The sequence below is a fragment of the Bradyrhizobium sp. Ce-3 genome (assembly GCF_022835695.1).
GTDB lineage: Bacteria > Pseudomonadota > Alphaproteobacteria > Rhizobiales > Xanthobacteraceae > Bradyrhizobium.
This window is the reverse complement of record NZ_BQUV01000006.1, coordinates 324,927-344,346: the sequence shown is the minus strand read 5'-3', so window position 1 is coordinate 344,346 and position 19,420 is coordinate 324,927. Positions and strand designations below refer to the sequence as shown.

The 19,420-nt window shown below is 59.0% G+C and carries 18 protein-coding genes and 1 pseudogene; 13 read left to right on the top strand and 6 right to left on the bottom strand.

Going from position 1 to position 19,420, the window contains the following annotated elements; translation table 11 throughout:
* Positions 1-5: 5 nt before the first annotated feature.
* From BRSPCE3_RS22415 to BRSPCE3_RS22380, 8 genes are all read left to right on the top strand, one after another.
* Positions 6-1,169 (top strand): AAA family ATPase, encoded by a 1,164-nt coding sequence (locus BRSPCE3_RS22415; RefSeq protein WP_244068301.1) that lies wholly within the window; start codon positions 6-8, stop codon positions 1,167-1,169.
* Positions 1,169-3,538 (top strand): TniQ family protein, encoded by a 2,370-nt coding sequence (locus tag BRSPCE3_RS22410; RefSeq protein ID WP_244068299.1) that lies wholly within the window; start codon positions 1,169-1,171, stop codon positions 3,536-3,538. The genes BRSPCE3_RS22415 and BRSPCE3_RS22410 overlap by 1 nt, the downstream gene beginning before the upstream one ends.
* A gap of 440 nt (positions 3,539-3,978) precedes the next feature.
* Positions 3,979-4,188 (top strand): hypothetical protein, encoded by a 210-nt coding sequence (locus BRSPCE3_RS22405; RefSeq protein ID WP_244068297.1) that lies wholly within the window; start codon positions 3,979-3,981, stop codon positions 4,186-4,188.
* A gap of 193 nt (positions 4,189-4,381) precedes the next feature.
* Positions 4,382-4,606, top strand: a complete 225-nt coding sequence (locus tag BRSPCE3_RS22400; RefSeq protein ID WP_244068295.1) for a hypothetical protein — start codon at positions 4,382-4,384, stop codon at positions 4,604-4,606.
* A 423-nt stretch (positions 4,607-5,029) separates the two neighbouring features.
* Entirely contained in the window at positions 5,030-5,674 is a 645-nt protein-coding gene (locus BRSPCE3_RS22395) for a response regulator transcription factor (RefSeq protein ID WP_244068293.1), read from the top strand.
* A gap of 177 nt (positions 5,675-5,851) precedes the next feature.
* A complete protein-coding gene (locus BRSPCE3_RS22390; protein WP_244068291.1) occupies positions 5,852-6,136 on the top strand; it encodes a circadian clock KaiB family protein in 285 nt (94 codons plus the stop codon).
* Positions 6,133-7,599: a circadian clock protein KaiC gene (gene kaiC / locus BRSPCE3_RS22385; RefSeq protein WP_244068289.1), complete on the top strand. Its 1,467-nt coding sequence runs from the start codon at positions 6,133-6,135 to the stop codon at positions 7,597-7,599. Before BRSPCE3_RS22390 ends, kaiC begins: the two co-directional genes overlap by 4 nt.
* A 36-nt stretch (positions 7,600-7,635) precedes the next feature.
* Positions 7,636-9,546, top strand: coding sequence for a response regulator (locus tag BRSPCE3_RS22380; protein WP_244068287.1), 1,911 nt, complete (start codon positions 7,636-7,638; stop codon positions 9,544-9,546).
* Between the two features lie 426 nt (positions 9,547-9,972).
* Here the strand turns inward: BRSPCE3_RS22380 and BRSPCE3_RS36185 are convergent, their stop codons facing one another.
* Positions 9,973-10,200, bottom strand: coding sequence for a DUF6894 family protein (locus BRSPCE3_RS36185; RefSeq protein ID WP_375709947.1), 228 nt, complete (start codon positions 10,198-10,200; stop codon positions 9,973-9,975).
* A 127-nt stretch (positions 10,201-10,327) separates the two neighbouring features.
* On the opposite strand from BRSPCE3_RS36185, the gene BRSPCE3_RS22370 reads away from it, so the two are divergent.
* Complete coding sequence (locus BRSPCE3_RS22370; RefSeq protein WP_244068284.1) at positions 10,328-11,044, top strand: Crp/Fnr family transcriptional regulator; 717 nt, start codon at positions 10,328-10,330, stop codon at positions 11,042-11,044.
* A gap of 269 nt (positions 11,045-11,313) precedes the next feature.
* Here BRSPCE3_RS22370 and BRSPCE3_RS22365 read toward each other — a convergent pair whose 3' ends face one another.
* Positions 11,314-13,224, bottom strand: coding sequence for a sensor domain-containing diguanylate cyclase (locus tag BRSPCE3_RS22365; RefSeq protein ID WP_244068282.1), 1,911 nt, complete (start codon positions 13,222-13,224; stop codon positions 11,314-11,316).
* A gap of 224 nt (positions 13,225-13,448) precedes the next feature.
* Between BRSPCE3_RS22365 and BRSPCE3_RS22360 the strand changes: the two genes are divergently transcribed.
* The 3 genes from BRSPCE3_RS22360 to BRSPCE3_RS22350 all read left to right on the top strand — a co-directional run bounded on the left by BRSPCE3_RS22360 (position 13,449) and on the right by BRSPCE3_RS22350 (position 15,321).
* A complete protein-coding gene (locus tag BRSPCE3_RS22360) occupies positions 13,449-13,688 on the top strand; it encodes a PilZ domain-containing protein (protein WP_244068657.1) in 240 nt (79 codons plus the stop codon).
* 607 nt (positions 13,689-14,295) lie between these two features.
* Complete coding sequence (locus BRSPCE3_RS22355) at positions 14,296-14,682, top strand: response regulator (protein ID WP_244068280.1); 387 nt, start codon at positions 14,296-14,298, stop codon at positions 14,680-14,682.
* Between the two features lie 477 nt (positions 14,683-15,159).
* The gene (locus BRSPCE3_RS22350; RefSeq protein WP_244068277.1) at positions 15,160-15,321 is read left to right on the top strand and encodes a Flp family type IVb pilin; all 162 of its coding nucleotides are present in this window, start codon (positions 15,160-15,162) and stop codon (positions 15,319-15,321) included.
* Positions 15,322-15,716: 395 nt separating this feature from the next.
* On the opposite strand, the gene BRSPCE3_RS22345 is transcribed toward BRSPCE3_RS22350, so the two are convergent.
* The 4 genes from BRSPCE3_RS22345 to BRSPCE3_RS22330 all read right to left on the bottom strand — a co-directional run bounded on the left by BRSPCE3_RS22345 (position 15,717) and on the right by BRSPCE3_RS22330 (position 17,657).
* Positions 15,717-15,938 (bottom strand): hypothetical protein, encoded by a 222-nt coding sequence (locus BRSPCE3_RS22345; protein WP_244068275.1) that lies wholly within the window; start codon positions 15,936-15,938, stop codon positions 15,717-15,719.
* A gap of 371 nt (positions 15,939-16,309) precedes the next feature.
* Positions 16,310-16,489: a hypothetical protein gene (locus BRSPCE3_RS22340; protein WP_244068273.1), complete on the bottom strand. Its 180-nt coding sequence runs from the start codon at positions 16,487-16,489 to the stop codon at positions 16,310-16,312.
* Entirely contained in the window at positions 16,486-16,803 is a 318-nt protein-coding gene (locus BRSPCE3_RS22335) for a hypothetical protein (protein WP_244068271.1), read from the bottom strand. The genes BRSPCE3_RS22340 and BRSPCE3_RS22335 overlap by 4 nt, the downstream gene beginning before the upstream one ends.
* Positions 16,804-17,201: 398 nt before the next feature.
* The gene (locus BRSPCE3_RS22330; protein ID WP_244068270.1) at positions 17,202-17,657 is read right to left on the bottom strand and encodes an Hsp20 family protein; all 456 of its coding nucleotides are present in this window, start codon (positions 17,655-17,657) and stop codon (positions 17,202-17,204) included.
* Positions 17,658-18,368: 711 nt separating this feature from the next.
* On the opposite strand from BRSPCE3_RS22330, the pseudogene rpoH reads away from it, so the two are divergent.
* A pseudogene (gene rpoH, locus BRSPCE3_RS22325) lies at positions 18,369-19,312 on the top strand (RNA polymerase sigma factor RpoH).
* Positions 19,313-19,420: the final 108 nt, after the last annotated feature.

Sequence of the window (19,420 nt, the reverse complement as noted above, 5' to 3'; positions counted from 1 at the left end):
ACGGAATGCAGAAGCCGAAGAAATTCGCGGATTGGAAGCCGAGAGACCGCGTCGCGTACCTGAAGCAGCGTATGTTCGAGACGGCGGATTCCCAGCGGATCGATCAACGGCTGTTTCGGCTGTTCGACACCGCCGGAACTGGGCCTGAAGGCGACGGTGCCTTCATTGTGGGGGAGACGGGCGTAGGCAAGACCACCGGCGTTCGCCTCTTTACGGATCGCATTTACGAGGAGCTGCGCGCCGAGGATCCCTCTGGGACATGGTCACGGCCCGAGATCGCCGGCACGGATCTACGTCCCATCGTCCATGAGACCGAGAAGGGAATCAAACGTCCGATCGCGGTCGTTTACGTCGGCAAGAACACGACCTTCAATTCATTCCTCGGAGACACGGCCGACGCCATCCAGGTGAATTTGCCCGCCGGCTTCAAATTCGGTGAGGCCCAGATTCGTGTCAACAAGGCCGTGAAGAGGCAGGGCATCAAGATGATTATCTTCGACGAGGCGCAGCACATCGTCGAGGGAAATATGAACACTTATGATGCGGGCGACGTGTTCAAGTTGCTGATCAAATCGCGGGTCCAGGTGGTGTGCGTCGGTCTGACCCATGCGCTGGATCTGGCGACCGCCAACGACCAGCTCGACCGGCTCGTCAAAAAGAAGGTGGTGCTCGAGCCGTTTCGATGCACGGTTAATGATTATCCAGAGCTTGACAAGAAGGGCAATATCGTCGGTGACGAGGTGCAGGAACCGACGGAATTCCGCGAGTTGATGGCCCTGATCGATCGCAGGGATGCCGCCGATTGCGTGTTGCCCTTCGACAAACCATCAAAGCTTTCAACGCCAGATATGGCACTGCGGATCCACCAAGCGGGTGGCGGCTTCATCGGCAGGATCATGCCGCTGATCTATGAGGCCGCGACTTTGGCCATCTACGATGGATCGGCATGGATCAACAAGAGCCACTTCGCGGAAGCCTATCGCGAATCAAGTCAATGCGACGACAAGGACAACTGGTTCTTGATGGAGTTTCCATCGGTGGACGCTGGCTTCGGCTCGATAAGGCAGAAGAAGCTAGTCTCGACCGGACTCGCCAAGAAGCAACTTGAGCGGCATATGAGCAAACGCTCGCGCCGGCGCGTCAGCGACGCCATCGCAGGGCGCGATTGATGCTGGGGACATCGCTTCGGCGACCGATCGGGCTCTATGCCTGGGACCAAGTGCGGTCCGAGGAAAGCGCGCTCGGCTTTCTGCTGCGCTTGGCTGAAGAGAACGGTCATCCCTCGACGGACAGCACCGTCGTTGACGTGGGTGTCCGGCGTGCCGGCGTCGCCCGTGGTGTCCACGAGCACATCCAGCGGCTCGCATCCGAAGCGAGAACGACGACTGCGACGCTTCTTGCAAACAGTCCCGTTCTCAGGGAGGACAACAAGCTGGTGCTGCGCGGCCATGTGGTCAATAAGTATCTACACTTCGGCGTTCGCAGGCTCTGCCCCGCGTGTATCGTCGAATCCGATCACCATCGGTTCTGGTGGGATCTCGTTCCGGTATCCGCGTGTCCGCGGCATCGATTGGAACTAGTCAGCGCATGCCCATGCGGCGCCGAACTTAGTTGGCGTGACGCCGGCGTGTCGATCTGTACGCATTGCGGCGCACAGGACCGCCATCGGTTCGATCGCCGGCAGGCCGACGCCAAGGTGCTGCGGTCGGACGCATACATTCTGTCGCGCTTCGGTATAGGATCGTCAGAACGTGTCGCTGTGCTTGATGCGCTCGAGGTGGCCGACGTATTCAAGACTTTGGAGCGCATCGGTTCAGCCTGCGAGGGTTACAGCCTCGCATGGCGTTCGGCAAAGTCGCTAGGCATTCCGCTCGGGCAGGTACAGGCGCGCGGGTTCGAAGCTCTCGCGGACGGTAAACTAGACGAAGTGCTAACCCGCATCTACGACGGCTATATAGCCCAAGGAGGTGACCAGGATCGGGGCTTCGGCCACTGCTACGGTTGGCTTTACCACTGGTTCAATCATAAACGAGGCGTAAAATTCTCCCCGCTCCTGGCGGAAGCTTTCCTCCTGCATGGGGCAGCCCGTTTTCCGGTGGTGCCGAAGGCCAGGCTCGGTAAGCTTACCGATCAAGCGCGTCGAAAGCTTTCGCTCAAGGCAGCTGCCGCAAAAGCGGGGACGTCCGTCTTTGCGATGAAGAACATTGGTCTGGCGCTCGGTCTTATCCGGACCGAAAAGCGTTCTGGAAGTCAGCTATCCTTTCCCATCGAGGAAGTTGAGCGGATCGCGCGTGACCTGAAGGGGGCGCTTTCTCAGGAAGAGACCCAGAAGCGTCTTGGGATCGGCTTGCGACCGATGCGCGAGATCATGGGCAACGGTTCGCTGGTGCCGGCGGTCAATGGCGGCGGCCAGCGCCACGTCTTCGTGTTCCGTCCTGCCGACGTTGATGCCCTGCTGGATGGACTTGCCGGCGGCGCACCGGTCGTCGTCAAGGCTTCGACATCGTTGCTGCCCATCTCCAGTCTCGGGCGTGGTCGTGTCGCCACGATTGGTGGCTGCGTGCGCCTCATTCTCGACGGCAAGTTGCAAGTTCGGGAGCGCTTGAAGGGCGGCAATGGCCTGCGCGGGCTGCTCATCGATGAGAGCGAGTTGGAGGTTGCGGTCAAACCGTCGACCAATGAAATGATACCGTTCGCCGCTGCAGCGCGATTGATGCGGCTAAATTCGCGTGGACTGAGCCGAGCGATAACCATCGGCATGTTTGCCGGCTTGGAGAAGGGCGCAAAGGCATTGCCGGCAAAGCAGGTGGAGGCGTTCGCACGAAAGTTCATCATGATGGGAGAGATCCGCGAGCGCGTCGGCGGCTTCTTCCCGACACTGAAGGATCAGATCGAGCGCGCCGGGTTCAAGCCTGACAAGAAGCTGGCCCAATGCCTGAACTCGGGTTACCTGCGCGCCGAAGTGGAGCCATTCCTTGATCGTCTGAAGGCGGGCGAAGTTTCACTCGAAATGCCGCCGCCCGCGCGCCAGGCTGTGATCGACGAGACGCGGCGCATCCTCGATAAGGCAAAGCGCCCCATTGAGTCCAAGGAAATTCTCACGCTGCTCCGCAAGAAGATCCGGATCGGCCCGTCCGACCAAGATGCCTTCTTCTACACCACCATGAACGAGGAGAAGCAGGATTTCGTCTACATCGTTGGCGCTGGTTGGTGGCTTCGCCAGCGCTCCTTCATGGGGCGTGTTTTTTCTATCGAGCGCCAGGCGAGCTACCATGACATCGTGGACGATGAGGTCGTGGCAATGATCAGGAAGGCGAACCAACCGATGACGCCCGACGACATCATCGCGGGCCTGACGAAGAAGGGTGCTGTGATCGCCGCTGCCGACCCCGTCGTCTATCTGCGCCGTATGGCAATCAGAAGACCAGAGGTCGTGCGATTCCACGGCAAGGGCTATTGGGATGCGGGTCGGCCCTGGACACCTGCCGGATATGTGGCGCCCCGGGCTCGATTGATAGGCCGCGAGAACGCATTATAATGTAGATTGTAACGTGGAGGATGATCAATCAATATCGCGAACAAGGCTACAACTCTTAGCGTCCGCGCCATTGGCGATCCCAGCGGAGTGATCCTTCCGAAGCCGACACTCGAGCATTTGGGCGTCAGCCGAGGGGAACATCTCATTGCCACCCCGGTACCTGGAGCTGTCGTGCTCATTCCGGACGACAGCCGAATGGGAAAAATCGTTTCCGACGCTCTTTCCTTCATGGAGGAGCATGACATGCTTTCCGCGAATTGTCGATCGGTGACGTGAATAGCTATGGAGTTCAAGCCACTAACAGCAAGAGAGATCATGCTGTTGCACGATATGCTGATCACCCAGTACGGAGGCGCCGCCGGGGTGCGCGACAGGGCGCTTCTCGAGGGAGCAATTGGGCGTGCAGATTTTTGTCTGACCTACGGAGGCACTCCGTCGATATGACGGAGTCGATAGTTGATGCGGCGGTCGCCGTCGCGTCTGGTATCATTCGTTCGCATCCTTTCGTTGATGGCAATACTTTCGTTGATGGCAATAAAAGAACGGCTCTGATGGTCGTCCGCTCCTTGTTGAATCTAAACGAGATCGAGTTCGCCCCTCCTCGAGAGGAAACCGCCGATGCGATGGTCGAGTTGGCGTCCGGCGATTGAAGCGAGGGGGACTTCAAGGACTGGGTCGCGAAGCATTCAAGTCCACGCAACCATCCTTCGAGCACTCCAACTAAGACGCGTTAAGGAGACAAGCTGGACGACGGCAAGGCCCTAATCTCCCGAACCCTGCAAACATGGGCTTTCATGAGAGTCTCGCTACGGAACTCCCACGCCATCGCTGGCGAAGGGTTCGTTGTCTTTTCGCCCCGATCTTCGCCAAGCGAGCTACCACGACATCGTGGATGGTGAGATCGTTGCAATCATCAGGAAGGCGAGCCAACCGATGATGCCCGACGATATTATCGCCGACCTGACGAAGAAGGATACCGTGATCGCCGCGGCGGATCCCACCGTATATCTGCGCCGCATGGCTGTCAGAAGACCCGAAGTCGCGCGCTTCCACGGAAAGGGCAATTAGGATGTGACGCGGTCGTGGCTGCCGACGGGCCGTGTGCGGAAAGCGTCGCTTACCGCGCTGCGGTAAGCTTTCGACCAACGTTTTCCTATACGCAAACGGGAATGCATTCAGGACGTGCAGTCGAAGAGATTTCCGACCAGCAAATTCGGCATGGAAGGCGGGCAATCGGCAGCGGCATTTGTGGCTGGGGAGGCGATCGCGCGCAATTGGTAGGAAACTCGAGGCAGGGCTGACTTGCGATGCACATCGAGCCCTGTGTCGTGTCTTGATCGACCACGCAAATAGCGCCGGGAAGGTTCCCCCGGCTGCATAAAATGACGCAAAACTACTAGGTATTTGGTCAAGAGGAACCAGATCCACCCTCCGCACGTTGACGGGGCAACCCAACCCGAATTGACCGATCAGCAACACAGGGAACCAGTCATGGACCAGGTGGTGAGTGATGATGCGCGCGGGCACGCGCGATTGGAACGAATCATTTCCGCAATTTGCGGCGGAGTAATATTCGTTGATGCCAGCGGCCGAATGGTCGGAATGGACCGCACGGCTCAAAGCCGCTTCGACGGGGAGATGAAGCAGTTCGAGCTGCCACTCCGAGAGAGCAGCGACGCCGTCGACTGTTTGATATCCGCCGAAACCCTGAACATTAGAGGAATATCAACTCTGGTCTGCGTGATTCAGGAGCGTCAATCCACTGAACGCGAAGTTATGACCGCGATGGAGTCAGTCCTGGCCGATACCTCGTCATTCGCGCGCAGCGTTATCGATCGACTTAAGACATTGCGCTTTGCATCTTCCGCCCCTGCGATGCAGGAGCTCGACGTTCTGACCGATCGCGAAAAAGAGATTCTAGGGTTGATCTGCCAAGGCAAGAGCGACCTTGAGATGAGCGCGGACCTCAAGGTTTCCCACAATACCGTGCGCAACCACATCGCGTCGCTTTACCGCAAGATTGGGGTCAACCGGCGAAGTGCCGCGATACTCTGGGTCCGCGAGCGCGGCATCACCGCTGAGAGCTTGCGTAACAGACGAAGTCGCCGGCCGCCGTCCGACCTGCAGGCGCTTTAGCGACTGCAGGCATACTAGTACTTTGGTATTTTTCGCTCTCTTGCGCACGACCGGTGCTTGTTGTTCCCTCAACTGGTTCATGGTGTTCACTGGGAGCTCCGTAACTCGAATGCTGCAGTGCCGTTGCGCGGCGCTGCAGCCATTGGGCCGACGGTCAGAAGATAAGGCAATGCCTCCGTGGCCGCACGCTTGCTTCGACTCTATATCGCCGGCAATTCCGCTAGTTCACGCCGGGCCCAACAGAATCTTGAGCGTTTGCGGGAGTCCATCGGCGCCCACGGATGGGATGTCGAGATCATCGACGTGCTCGATCGGCCGGAGCTCGCAGAAAGCGCGCGAATCATCGCCACGCCGACCCTCTCCTACGAAGATTCGGTCCGTACCCGACGCATTGTCGGCGACCTCAGTGACACGGTGCGAGTTCTTGAGTTTCTCGGTATCGATCAAGAGGACGAGGCATGAGCACTGAGGAAATGGAGATCACAGGCGTCCTGGAGCGGGTCAAGACTGGCGTCGAAGCATTCGATGAATTGGTCATGGGCGGGCTGCCACGGGCACGCACCACCGTGGTCGGCGGTACGCCCGGCAGCGGCAAGACTGTGTTCGCGACCCAATTTCTCGCTCACGGCATCACTCAGTTCGACGAAAACGGTGTCTTGGTGACGTTCGAGGAGCCGCCCGCTGACATTCAGGCCAATATGAGCGGCTTCGGCTGGGACTTGGCAAGGTGGAAGAAGGAAGGCCGTCTCGCCTTCGTCGATGCCAGTCCGCCGGCGAATGATGAACTCGTGATCGGCGACTTCGACCTCGCAGGATTGTTGTCGCGGATCCAGCACGCCGCCAAGAGTGTCAATGCGCGGCGGGTGGTTCTCGACTCACTCACTCAACTGTTCGATCACTTTATCGGCGATCCGAAGATATTGCGTCGTGAGCTGTTTCACATAAGTACCGCACTGAAGAAGACGGGACTTACCGTATTGATGACGGCGGAGCGCAACAGCGAATACGGCGAGATTACCCGCCACCGGCTTGAGGAATTCGTCGCGGATAACGTGATCATCTTGCGGAACGTGCTCTATCGTGAAAAGCGTCGCCGCACGATCGAGGTCCTAAAAATGCGTGGTAGCCACCACGTCGAGGGTGAAGCGCCATTCACGCTGCTCGGCGGGCGAGGCGTGGTGGCTATACCGTTGTCGTCGCTTCGCCTGGAGCAGCACTCGAGCACATTGCGGGTCACGAGCGGCAACGTCGATATCGACGAGATGTGCGGCGGCGGCTTCTTCCGCGACAGCGTGACGCTCGTCAGCGGGGCGACGGGCACGGGCAAGACGCTCCTGGTGACCAATTTCGTGTCCGGCGGAGTTGAGGCAGGAGAAAAGGTCATCATGTTCGGCTACGAGGAAAGCCGCGGTCAGCTGTTCCGCAACGCCAGCGGCTGGGGTGCCGATTTCGCGCGCATGGAGGCCGACGGCAAACTGAAGGTCGTCAGCCTCTACCCCGAGGCGCAAGGCCTGCCCGATCACCTGCTGACGATCCAGGGTATGGTCGATGAATTCAAGCCCAACCGTATCGCTGTCGACAGCCTATCGGCGCTGGAGCGCATCGCCCCTGAAACCGGCTTCCGCGAGTTCTTGATCAGTTTGACGTCCTTCATCAAGAAGCGGGAGATCGCCGGTCTCTGCACCGCAACAAGCAAGTCGCTGCTCGGCGGCGAGAGCGCGAGTGAACAGCACATCTCAACCATGACCGATTCGATTATCTTGCTGCGATACATCCAAGAACGGGAAACCATGCACCGCGGCTTGATGGTGCTGAAGATGCGCGGCAGCGAGCATGCCAAGGAGATCAGACGATTTTCCATCGACGGCACAGGCATGCATCTTGGAGAACCGTTCAAGGAAGCGCCGAACGTTTTCAGAGAGTGACTTTGCGCACGAAACACAAAAGTGCGTGAGACGGGCATGACGGAAACTGACATCGGCTCCAATATCAAGCAATCGGACATCCGATTCCTGATCGAGAAAAATGCTGACGGCATCATCGTCGTCGACGAAGGTGGCCTAGTGCTGTTCGCTAATCCGGCAGCCGAGCGCCTGTTTGGTCAGCCGGCAGACGCATTGATCGGTTCGCCGATCGGATTACCGATCGTGGTCGGCGACATGAGCGAGATTGCGATCCATCAACCCGGCGGCGGGCTGGTGGATGCGGAAATCCGCACCGTAGAGACCAGCTGGAATGGTCAGCCAGCACGTCTGGCGAGCATTCGCGATGTGTCCGAACGCCGCGCCATGGAAGATCGCATGCGTCACGCCGCAAAGATGGAGGCGGTCGGGCGCCTTACCGCTGGCATCGCGCACGACTTCAACAATCTGCTCACCGTCGTGTTAGGTAATCTCGAAGCTGCGCGGCGCCGGACTGCTCGCGACAATGGGGCGCTAACGGTCATGCTCGACAACGCGATCCGAGGAGCACAGCAAGCTGTACAGTTGACCAGCAAACTACTCGCCTTCGCTAGGCGCAAGCCGCTGGAATTCCGCCGAGTAGACCTTTCCGAGTTGATTGCCGGAATGACGGACTTGCTGCAGCGGACGTTAGGCGAGAGCATTGCCGTGCGAACCGAGGTGCCGCCGGAGCTATGGCCGGTCGAGGTAGATCCGACCGAGTTGGAATCGACGATCCTCAACCTTGCCGTCAACGCGCGTGACGCGATGCCGGATGGCGGAGAACTTACGATCGCGACCGAGAACATCGATCTTACGCGCGACGAGTCGGACGAAGCCGACGGTGAAGAAAGGCCACATGTCAAGATTTCGGTCGCCGACACCGGAACAGGTATGGCGCCAGAGGTGCTTAGCCACGTCTTTGAACCGTTCTTCACCACCAAGCCCGATGGACGGGGCACAGGCCTTGGATTGAGCCAGATCTATGGTTTCGTCAAACAGAGCGGCGGGTATGTTCGGCTTGCCAGCGAGCTCAACGTAGGGACCAGGGTCGATATTTTTCTTCCGAAGGCCATCATGCGGCCTGATCAGGCGCTACCCGGCGTCGAGCGGTCGTCCGAGTTCGAGGCCGTCCCGCGTGCGCGCGACGGCGAGACAATCCTCACGGTTGAAGATGACGAGGATGTACGCGCCACCACCGTGCGTAGCCTGCGTGAACTCGGGTATACGGTGCTCGAAGCGGCCGACGCGGCCGCTGCGCTGCAATTATTGAATAGTGAGGTACGGATCCAATTATTGTTCACGGATCTGGGCCTTCCCGGCCAAATCAACGGCAAGATGCTGGCAGATCGTGCGCGGGCGCTGCGTCCCGAACTGAAAGCCCTTATCACGACGGCCTACGCGGGCGACATTCTCATTCGAGAGGGAAGGCTCGATCCAGAAATCGAGTTGCTCAGCAAACCATTTACGTTTGCTTCGCTCGGAACTCGCATCCGTGGATTGCTCGACGGTGGAGTTCGACATCCGGGCCGCGTTCTCCTGGTTGAAGACGAGTTTCTTCTGCATCTTCTCGTCACCGATATGTTGGCGGAAGCCGGGTTTGCGGTCGATGTCGCGACCAACTTCAAGGAGGCCTCTGCTAAGGCCGGATCGGGCATCGAGAATATGGTGGCTGCTATCATCGATTTGGGATTACCTGATCGACCTGGCGACGAGTTGGTTACGGAGCTGCGCGCCTTGTATCCCGAACTACCGATTGTGCTCGCAACCGGCTATGCCGACGAGGATGTTCGAAAACGCTTCTCCGTCGCAAGAGGAGTCCAACTGCTCACGAAGCCATTCCGATCCGACGAGTTGATGGCGGCGCTCACGAGGGCTGGAGTGAGGACGTCGCTCGCCGGCAGAACCGGCGCGTTACCTGACCCCGGATAGTGGGTTACCAGTGCATTGCTCGAAAAGACCCTACCTCATGAACGGTGACGCGGCACGAGAACTCCACGCCACTTGTGAAGATCGAATCGAGGGCGCGACAAGCGCTATTTCCGAAAGAAGGGTGAGAGCGACTGCTTTTGCGTGCCTGGCTTTCCAATTGAATCTGAGCTGCGCATTTTCGGCTACTGTATCGGGCTTGAATGCAGAGATGTTGCGTCCTGACGTTCCAATTAAGCAAGCTTTACCTTACCCAACGATCCAACACGGCGCGCGCTTGGATCACCGAACGCAGCGGTGCGCGTGTGGCCATGTTCGTTCTGAAGTGGCGACGAGCCGCCATAAGGATACAAAATAAGAGCAACGAGTGAATGCGGCAGAGACCAGAGCCTTGTCAACCGTGGCCCGATGTCGTCCTTTGGGCGACGATCAGTGCCTTTCGGCAAAAACGTGAATGACGCAGACTGGGTTCTCCGCCTCATCGGTTACTTCCAGTCGCCATTCCTGGCCCGGCACGAGCGCGCCATCCAAGTCCTGGAGGAGTTGTCCGGCGGTGAAGGTGGCCTCTTTCCACGCAGCGTCCTTGCCAGGAAGTTCGACGCCGGTTTCATCGGCGTAACGTTTACCGTGGTAGAGATGAAAGAAATAACAAAGCATCTTGGATGGCAGATCCGGATCATTGCGGTAAACCCTGCGAAACAATTTATTACATATGCGCTCGTTCCAAGCGTATGGTCGGGCAGCGGACTGTTTCTCGCCTTACGCCTTCTCAAGGAACCCTGAGATGCCCATCGAGATGGTGATCCGCAAATTGCGGTTGCACTCCGAGTTGCCTGACGCAGATATCGCGGCGCTAAGATCGATCGTGGCTCCGGTGAAGAATTATCCGGAAGATTCGGTCATCATTCGCGAAGGGGAGCCCAGTACTCAGTGCTGCGTGATATTGAGCGGCTTCGCCTACCGGTCCAAGGTTTCGGAACAGGGGAAGCGGCAGATCCTGTCTTTCCACATTGCTGGCGACATGCCCGACCTCCACGGCCTGCCGCTGAAGCGCATGGATCATGACCTGACGACGCTCTCGAAAGCGCAGCTTGGCTTTATAAATCATGATTCACTTGAACGAATCCTCGTCACCCGTCCGGCATTGGCGCGGGCGCTTTGGCGGGAAACGCTTGTTGACGCCGCGTTATTCCGACAGTGGATCGTCAATCTGGGCACGCGATCGGCGTCGGGGCGCTTGGCCTATTTGATTGCGGAATTGCGCCAGCGACTTGGAGCCATGGGATTGGTAGCCAACGAGCAGTTTAGTTTTCCGGTTACGCAATCGAAGCTGGCCGACGCACTTGGACTAAGCGTCGTGCATGTCAACCGGGTCCTTCAGGCTTTCCGCTCCCAGGGCATCCTCGATTTGAAGCGAAGAGTGGTCACACTTGGCGATCTCGAAAAAATCGTCGAGCTCGGTGGATTTGACAGTCTCGAGGACGACACAAGCCCGGCATAGGGGCTACTTGCGCGTCGGCCTGGTCATTCCGCGAGGAGCCGCATCAACATCTGACGAGCGGCAAGCCCTCATCTCATCCGTTACCGGATTTCCCAATTGCTTGATCGATGGAGCCGCCGCCGGATCAGCGATGTCGGTCAGTGCGGCCCTTGATGATTGTCTCGCGATCATTTCCGTGAGCCAGCGTCCCTTGCGCCTCAGTCGTTCGCGCAATTGGGTAAGACCCACTTCCCCAACGAGCACCTGGTCAGGGACGAGCACCTCAGGACTCACGCGGTCTTTGCGCCGGGCCAAGCGACCACCTGCCCAGACATGACCAGCCGATCGCGCCCGGCCTCCTTGGCGGCATAAAGCGCCCGGTCGGCTGCCGCCACAAGGGACTCCCCGGCCACACTCTGAGTGGGATTGTTGGTCGCACCGCCCAGACTCACCGTAACGAGCCTGGAGGGCGGATTCAGCGCGTGCAGCATGCCCAATTCGCGAAGTGCCTCGCGCACGCGTTCGCCGACCTCTACACAGCCGTCGGCGTCGGTGTTCGGCAGCAACAGCGCGAACTCCTCGCCACCGTACCGCGCGGCAAGGTCTGCCGGCCTCCGGACCTGTGCAACCAGAATCCGGGCCAGCGAGCGCAAGCAGGCATCGCCGGCCTGGTGGCCGTATTGATCATTGAACTTCTTGAAATGATCGACATCGATCAGAAACAGCGAAAGCGGCGTGCCGTCGCGCTTCGCCCGCGCCCATTCCTCCGCGAGGCGCTCGTCAAAGTGCCGGCGGTTGGCGAGGCCCGTGAGGCCGTCGGAAGTGGCAAGCGCGGCGAGCTTGTCCTGCAGATCCTTCTGCTCCGTCATGTCGCGCGAGATCGCCACCACGCCGTCGATCTCATTGCTCATGGAGGAGCGGGTGACACGCAGTGCCGTCTCGACCCAGATCGAGTTCTTCTCGCGATGGCGGGTCCGGTAAATGATCCGCGCCTCTTCGGCTTCTCCCCTCTTCAGGGCGTCGATCGCCTGTTCCAGCCGCGGCCGGTCCTCAGGATTGATTCCCGCAAGCGCCGGCGTTCCGAGCAATTTGGCAGGGTCCCAACCGAACACACGGGCGCATGACGGCGATGCATAGAGAATTCGCTCGTCCAAGCCGATGCGCATGACGACGTCGCTACATTGCTCAGCCAGCAGACGGAAGTCCGCCTCTTTGGCTATCAGGGCTGTCGCCATGCGCTGCCGCTGAGAGAGGTAGCGCACCAGCCAAAAGCCGATCAGACCAATCGATATGGTCAGGCCGGCAACGATGGTCATGTGGACGATTGCCTGCTGGCGCCACGATGCCAAAGCGTCGTTCTGAGCCATCGTCGCCAGGATCAGGATTGGATAACGCTTGCTCAGCTGGTAGAAGCTCAACCGCTGCAGCCCGTCGAGAGGAGATTTGAAATAGTAGACGCCGGCATCCGCGCGATGATGCAGCGTCTGAAAAAGCGGCGAAGTCGACATGTCGCGCCCGACGTAGGCGCCTTCGTCGTCGCCGCTGCGCGCCAGCATGATTCCGTCGGCGCTCAACAGCGATACCGCGCCGTTGGGGCCGATGTCGAATCGCCGGTAGAATTGCGTGAAATAGGCCACGTCGATGCTGGTCAACACGACGCCAGCGAAGCTGCCATCCGGATGATTGAACCGGCGGGACGCAGTGATGATCCATTGGCCTCCCGACCGGCTCTTGACCGGTCGACCTATCAAGGTCCCGCGGTCGGCCGACGCGCGATGGCGCTGGAAATAGTCGCGGTCGCTGTTGTTGAGGTCGGCCAGATCGACGTCTTCAGTGGTCGCAAGCCAACGCCCGGTTTCATCGTAGATGAAGATACCGCGGATGCGCTTCCTGTTGTACTTCCTGGACTGGAGAAACGTCTGCACCTTGGCGATCGCCCCCGGGCTCGTTCCGCCGATCTCCATGCGGTCAACCATGCCGATGAGGATCGTGTCCGCCAACTCGAACGTGTCATCGGCGTGCTGCGTCAGCGAGTTGGCGAGATTGGCCATGTCCACTTCCGCATTTCTCAGATCGACTTGGCGGGATTCCCACTCTCGCCACCCGCTCAGCACAAGAATGGCGAGGCAAGCAAACGCCACAAATCCCGCAGTCCATAGTGGCAGGCGGGTCTTGCCGAGTTCGCGGCGGTTGTGTGGCATCCGGGTTGCTCCGTTCCGAGCACGCTCGCATACAGGTCCTTAATTCCGGATTGTTCTCCCAGCAGCGGCGCGCGATGGGTAAACGCTTGGTAATCACGGCGCGTTTAATGTCTTGAGACGGGTGACGCCCCATTAACCAAGTCCGTTTATCCTTTCGAACAGAACGTTGCGTGGCGGCAGTTTCGCGCGTTGTCGTCTGTACCTTGATCGTGACGCGGTCGGTGATGGAACTTCGAGCGGCACAGCGACGGCGGATGCTGAAAGCGGGCACGATCTCGTTCGGTGGTGGCGCAATCGATTGCACTGTGCGTAATCTATCGATGTCCGGGGCCGCACTGGACGTAACATCACCTATCGGCATTCCAGATCGGTTTACGCTTGTGATGGGCCCAGACACCCAGCTGCCATGCCGCATCGTGTGGCGAAAAGAGAATCGCGTCGGTATTCGGTTCGAAGCAACTTAGCGTGTCGCAAAAGTAGTTCTCACGGTCGCTACGTCAGCGCGGGCAGCGCGGGCAGCGATCAGTTCGGCTCGTTCGAACAACATCCTTGAGCAACAGCCGGAGCACTCGAGCCAGGTTCGAGCAATCCCTGTTTGGGATGTGGCCCATTGGCCAGGATAGCGAGGACGAGACTCTCGGTGTTGTGTCCGTTCGAGCGCCCCAGCGCCGGATCGACCGGGAACTGCGTTCCGCATACCTTCTTCTTTTCAGGGTGTGCCTTCGTCGAGGCAGCGCAGTAACTTCTCCAGCCGGGGAGACATTGGCGCAGCATCCGGCTTGAGGTCATGCTGCAATCGCTCTCCGATCTCCCGACAGATCGCCCGACAGTGCGCCGGTTCTAAATCCGGACGGGAATCAGGGGCGTGAGCGGACGCTGAGACGGCCATGTTTGCCATGGCTTCCATCCTTCCTTTTGTGCCTCTGCCACCATTTTGCTAACGAAGATGGTCTGCTCTTGATCCTGCGAAGCGTTCACTTTTGAACATTTTTACAGGAACCGAGCACGCGGCCCGCGTCAGTCCAGGCGCTGCGATGGCGGCGCGTCGTTTCACGCAGAGAGAAATGGACCTTGAACCAGATCGAAGTCCTCGTGGTTGACGATGAATGCTTAGTCCAGCGCTTCGTGAAGGAAACGCTTGAAGAGGCGGGTTTTCGGTGCGTGATGATCTCGTCCGGCGAGGAAGCATTGGGCTTCCTGCGAAAAGCTGGCGATCAATACCGCGCCCTCGTGACCGATGTCCGGCTCGGGCCCGAGGTCATGGACGGCTGGCAGCTTGCCCGCGAAGTTAGAGAAATGCGCCCCGAGTTCCCCATTGTTTACATGACTGGCGACAGCGCCGAAGAGTGGACCGCTCACGGTGTCCCTAACAGCATTCTGCTGACCAAGCCGTTCGCGCCTGCGCAACTGGTGACCGCTGTTTCCCAGCTTCTCAACGCGGGGAGCCCGCCACCGTAGATCATAAGACCCTAACCTCCTGGCTAGGCAGCGGACGGCCCCGGGTCTGCGGCCCGTCCATCAGAGGTCCTTGGGTGAGGTTCGAGGATTAAGAAACTGGCGGCGATGACTTTGCGGAGAGACCCAATTTGGTTCTTCTGCGGAGCGGCTCCGGCGGCGGGCCGGGAGCGCCCGCTGTCCGACCCACCGAAGCACTCGAATCGATTCCGGCCGCACCGAACGGTTCCATGCTATCGCATGCGGCCTGACGACCCGGTTCCGCTTGACCGCTTCGTAACCCCTGTCTGCTTGCCCCGCTTGCGTCCAAAAGCCCCGCCTACCTAGCCGCACGGCGGGGCATTGCCTCGTAGGGAACGGACGCCGGCTGCGGACGGGCAACCCGCGCCGATTCCATGGTTAGGAATTTGCCACTGGCGAGCGTTGCCCCTTTGTGTGCGCCTTCACAGGAGCTTAATTCATTCTCCCTAGCGTGCGCGAATGAAGATGTTGCGAAAATTCCTGGCTGACGAGACTGCCGCGACGGCTATCGAATATGGGCTGATCGCTGCGGGGATCGCCGTTGTGATCATTTCGGCGGTGAAGGGCGTTGGAACGAAGCTCTCCGGAACTTTCAGCACGATCAGCACGTCTCTGAAATAGGGTACGGCGCCAAGTTTGCTCACGGTGCGGCCGCCGTGGTGTTCTCAGCATGGGAAATGCCCCGCCGTGTCGCTGCCCAATGTCAAGTACAGATGGCGGCGCAGTCGCCGGCCCAGGCTGCCTTTCTTGATACGAAATGAGGCCGAGGACTACGATCAGCCGAGCCATCGCGCATAAGGTCTCAGTGCCTCTTCCCACCCGGAATTGTGATCAATTCTTCCCAGCTCGCATCACGCACCGTCACCTTACGCCCCGTGCGCTCAGCGATTCTCCGTGCCACCTCAAGAGCCCGATCTTCATCGGCAATTCCAAAACGATGAACGAGCGCTTATTCGTCGAGACCCCAGCGCCGGTGAGTATCATGTGGGACGCTCTTCCCTTGAATATCTCATCCGTCACCGGACTTCTAATTGCTTGATCGCCTCCGCCGAAATCTCTGCAGGATCAGCGATATCGGTCTGCGCGACCTTGATGATTGTCTTCGCGATCATTTCCGTAAGTGGGTCATCGCGATCCTTGACGCAGAGCGCATGTAGGGTTTGCTCGTAAGCTGTCACAATGCGGGTAATCTCCGTCGGCTTCATCTGCCGGATTTGCGTATGCAGATAGGTAGACATTTTTACCCTCCCAGCCCATGTAGGTCGTCAAAGTCAATCTTCTTGCTCGCAGAAAGCGATAATTGTCACAGCCACGCCTATTCTGCTCAGTCCCTTTGGTACGATGGTCGTCGGCCTATCAACCACCCTTTTGACTCAGCGAGTCCACCTATGCTGAGCTAGTTTCTTCAAATCTCATCCATACCCATGGTCGTCAGAACGGGGAGCGTGTCACGGATTTCGATGTAGTCCATCTGGGTGAGCTTCGTCGGCCGGATCGAGCGGGCTGACGATGAAGCGCCTGGCTCTGATATCCCGCAAGACCCAGCGAAGTCGGATGGCCTCATCCAGCGGCAAACTCTTCAACTCCGTCATGCAACCAACTCATCCTCTCACGCCGCGCGGGCGGGCTGCTCCGTCTGTCGAAGCTTATCGAGCAGTCGCTGCTCTTCGTTGATGCGCTGGCGAAACTGCTCGCGCTCCCGTTCCGAGGTCGCGGTAGCAAGGAGATACTGGTAATGTCCAATGATCTTCTCGCTGCCGCGGATAAGTGTCTTTTGAAGGTCGATCATGGGTGGCTTTCTCCCGATGTTCCGGCGGCTGGGATTGACGTCAGGCACGTCCCGATGGGGGGTACGTCAGACGCCACGCGTTCTACGGCTTCAAGCTCCTCGGCGAGGCGTCTTTCGATGAATTGACGCTCCAACTCGGAAAGTTGGGTTTTCAGTAGCCGCCGATAACGCCAGATGTTGTTACGGTGCGCTCGAAGTTGCTCGAGCCGCCGGTCGATCAATCCGGAGCGTCGCTTCTCCTCTGGGCCGTATCTTGAGGTCCAGCGGGCTTCAATCCTGTCGACGACTTGTTTGGGCAGCTTGATGTCGGTCATCGCACTCTCCTACGCGACAAGAGGACGGGCCGTCGACCGCAGGCGCGCTGGTTTCCTGCCGGCGGTTGACGTGGGCCGCCGTCCAGACTGCGAAGTGCAGCCGAGGTCACACCGACGCCAAGGGACGCTAAAAGTCCCTTCGGCACGCGCAATGCAAGATTGGATGGAACGGCAGCGGGCGCGGAACCCCGGGACGCCAGAATGGCCCGCTTCTCGGCCATGGAACGAGTCCGAGAATACATCCCGTGGACGTTCGAACCGTCGCTCGTTTGGGATCAATGACTTCAGAGCGTGCAGATTTGTATACGCGGTCGTCGGCCGCATGGTTGCCTCCGTTCTGTAGACGATATCGATGTTTAAGGCCGCGTGCCGGACTTCCGGCACGCAGCTGCGCTGGGTCAGGCCGCGGATTCGAGCTGTCGGTGCGCCTTCGTCGACGCTGCGTTGATCGCGATCCGCCGCGGCTTCATGGCCTCGGGAATCTCGCGCGCAAGCTCAATCTTGAGGAGCCCGTTGTCAAATGCAGCGCCCTTTACCTGAACGTAGTCGGCCAGGCTGAACTGCCGCTTGAACCTCCGGGTCGAGATCCCCTGGTAGAGGTATTCGCGCTCGGCCTTTTCGGGCTTGTTGCTTTCGATCGTGAGGACGTTCTGCTCGGCCGTCACCGAAATCTCGTCAGGTGCGAAGCCTGCGACCGCAAGCGCAATCTGATAGCGGTCTTCGGCCAGCCGTTCGATATTGTAGGGGGGATAGTTGTCGTCGCCACCGGCCCGGTTGGCCATTTCGGCAAGATCGAAAAGACGGTCGAAGCCGATCGTCGAGCGGAAGAGAGGGGAGAAGTCGTATGTGCGCATAGCCAAATCCTCCAGAGAGCAAGATGGATATGAACGGCACCGGGACACAACCGGCGCCCGTCTCGCCTGGGCCCGCATGGGCGCCCAGACACCGCCCCGCTAAGCGGGGCTGGCGCGGCAAAAATTATGCAGCAGAGTTACGGCGTCAAGAGCCGTTCCGAGAAAAAATTGCGATCCGCCGTCGATCCGGCCCGCCAATGGTGCCAATGGTGAACGAGCGGAAGCATCGCGGAGCTGCGCGGCAGCTCGCCCTCTCTGGACTTGCTGCAATGCGGTATCTGGCATCGGCACGTCGGACGTGGTGGCCCTGCATGCCGGCAAGTTCGAGCGATCCTTCGCGGCGAAGATCGGCCCTGCAGATGCCGCAGATAAACGTGCCACCGGCAGCGCACCTGGTCCACTGGAAACAAAACCTCACCATCACCGTTTTAATCAACGTCTGAATGGGTCTACGAGACACTTCCCGGCTGTTGACTTGGAATGAGACGTGTCGACATTTCTGGCGCGATCTCGCGCGACATCAGTACCGCTTTCGCCGGGCCAGCTCTTTCAAAGCTATGCTTGGACATCGGCCGGATCGCATGAGGCAGCGCCTTCGACACTCACATCGCGGGTTAGAATATGTTCTCACGTCGAGTAGGCGAAACCCTAAGTTGAGTTTTATCTGCTTGATGCATGCGTGGTCGGAAGGAACAGAAAGGAGCGAGCATCATGCCTAGTATCGCTGCGCTGCCCTCCCTATCCTCGAGGGACGGGCTCTCTCGGTACCTAACTGAGATTCGAAAATTCCCCCTTCTTGAAGCTTCCGAAGAGGTCGCTTACGCAAGGAGCTGGCGAGATCACGGTGATCGGCAGGCGGCATACCGCCTCGTGACAAGCCACCTGCGTCTGGCTGCAAGATCGCAATGAGTTACCGCCATTACGGCTTGCCAATTGCCGACATCGTTTCGGAGGCCAATCTCGGCTTGATGCAAGCCGTCAAGCGCTTTGAGCCCGAGAGGGGTTTTCGGCTGGCCACTTATGCCATGTGGTGGATCAAGGCGTCGGTCCAGGAATACATCCTGAGATCGTGGTCGCTTGTGCGAATGGGCACCACGCCCGCGCAAAAAAAGCTGTTCTTCAAGCTAAGGCAGCTCAAGACCAGAATTGCCGCCGCCGACGAAGGTGATTTGAGACCAGAGCAGGTCAATTACATCTCCAAGCAGCTCAAGGTGAGCCCGCCTGACGTTATTGAAATGAATCGTCGATTGCGCGGTGATTATTCGTTGAATGTTGCGATTGGCGATGCGGAGGCAACAGAAGAATGGCAGGACCGCTTGATAGATCCTACCCCAGATCCGGAAAGCCGCCTCAGCGAGATCGATGACTATCATCGGCGACAGGTCGCGCTGACGGAAGCACTCAACACATTGTCAGCGCGCCAGCGGGCCATCGTCGAGGCGCGCCTGCTCGCCGATGAACCGAAGACCTTGGACGAACTGGCGCGGGAGCACGGCGTTTCGCGCGAGCGGATCCGGCAGCTCGAAGGGCGTGCCGTCGAGCTGATCAGGAGCGCGGTCCAGGCCCGCATCGCCGAAACCCAAGCACGCTCGACGGCCGGGCTGAAGGGACAGCCCTCGCTGCAAGCCAAGTTTCCAAGCTACGTGAGATCTTGATATCCAGCCCCACAAGCTCTCGGCGCTATTGGACTGGTCATCGCATCGGAGACGCAGGCATGATTACCGAGGTCGTAATCGCTATCGTTTTTGCAAATTTATTCGGCG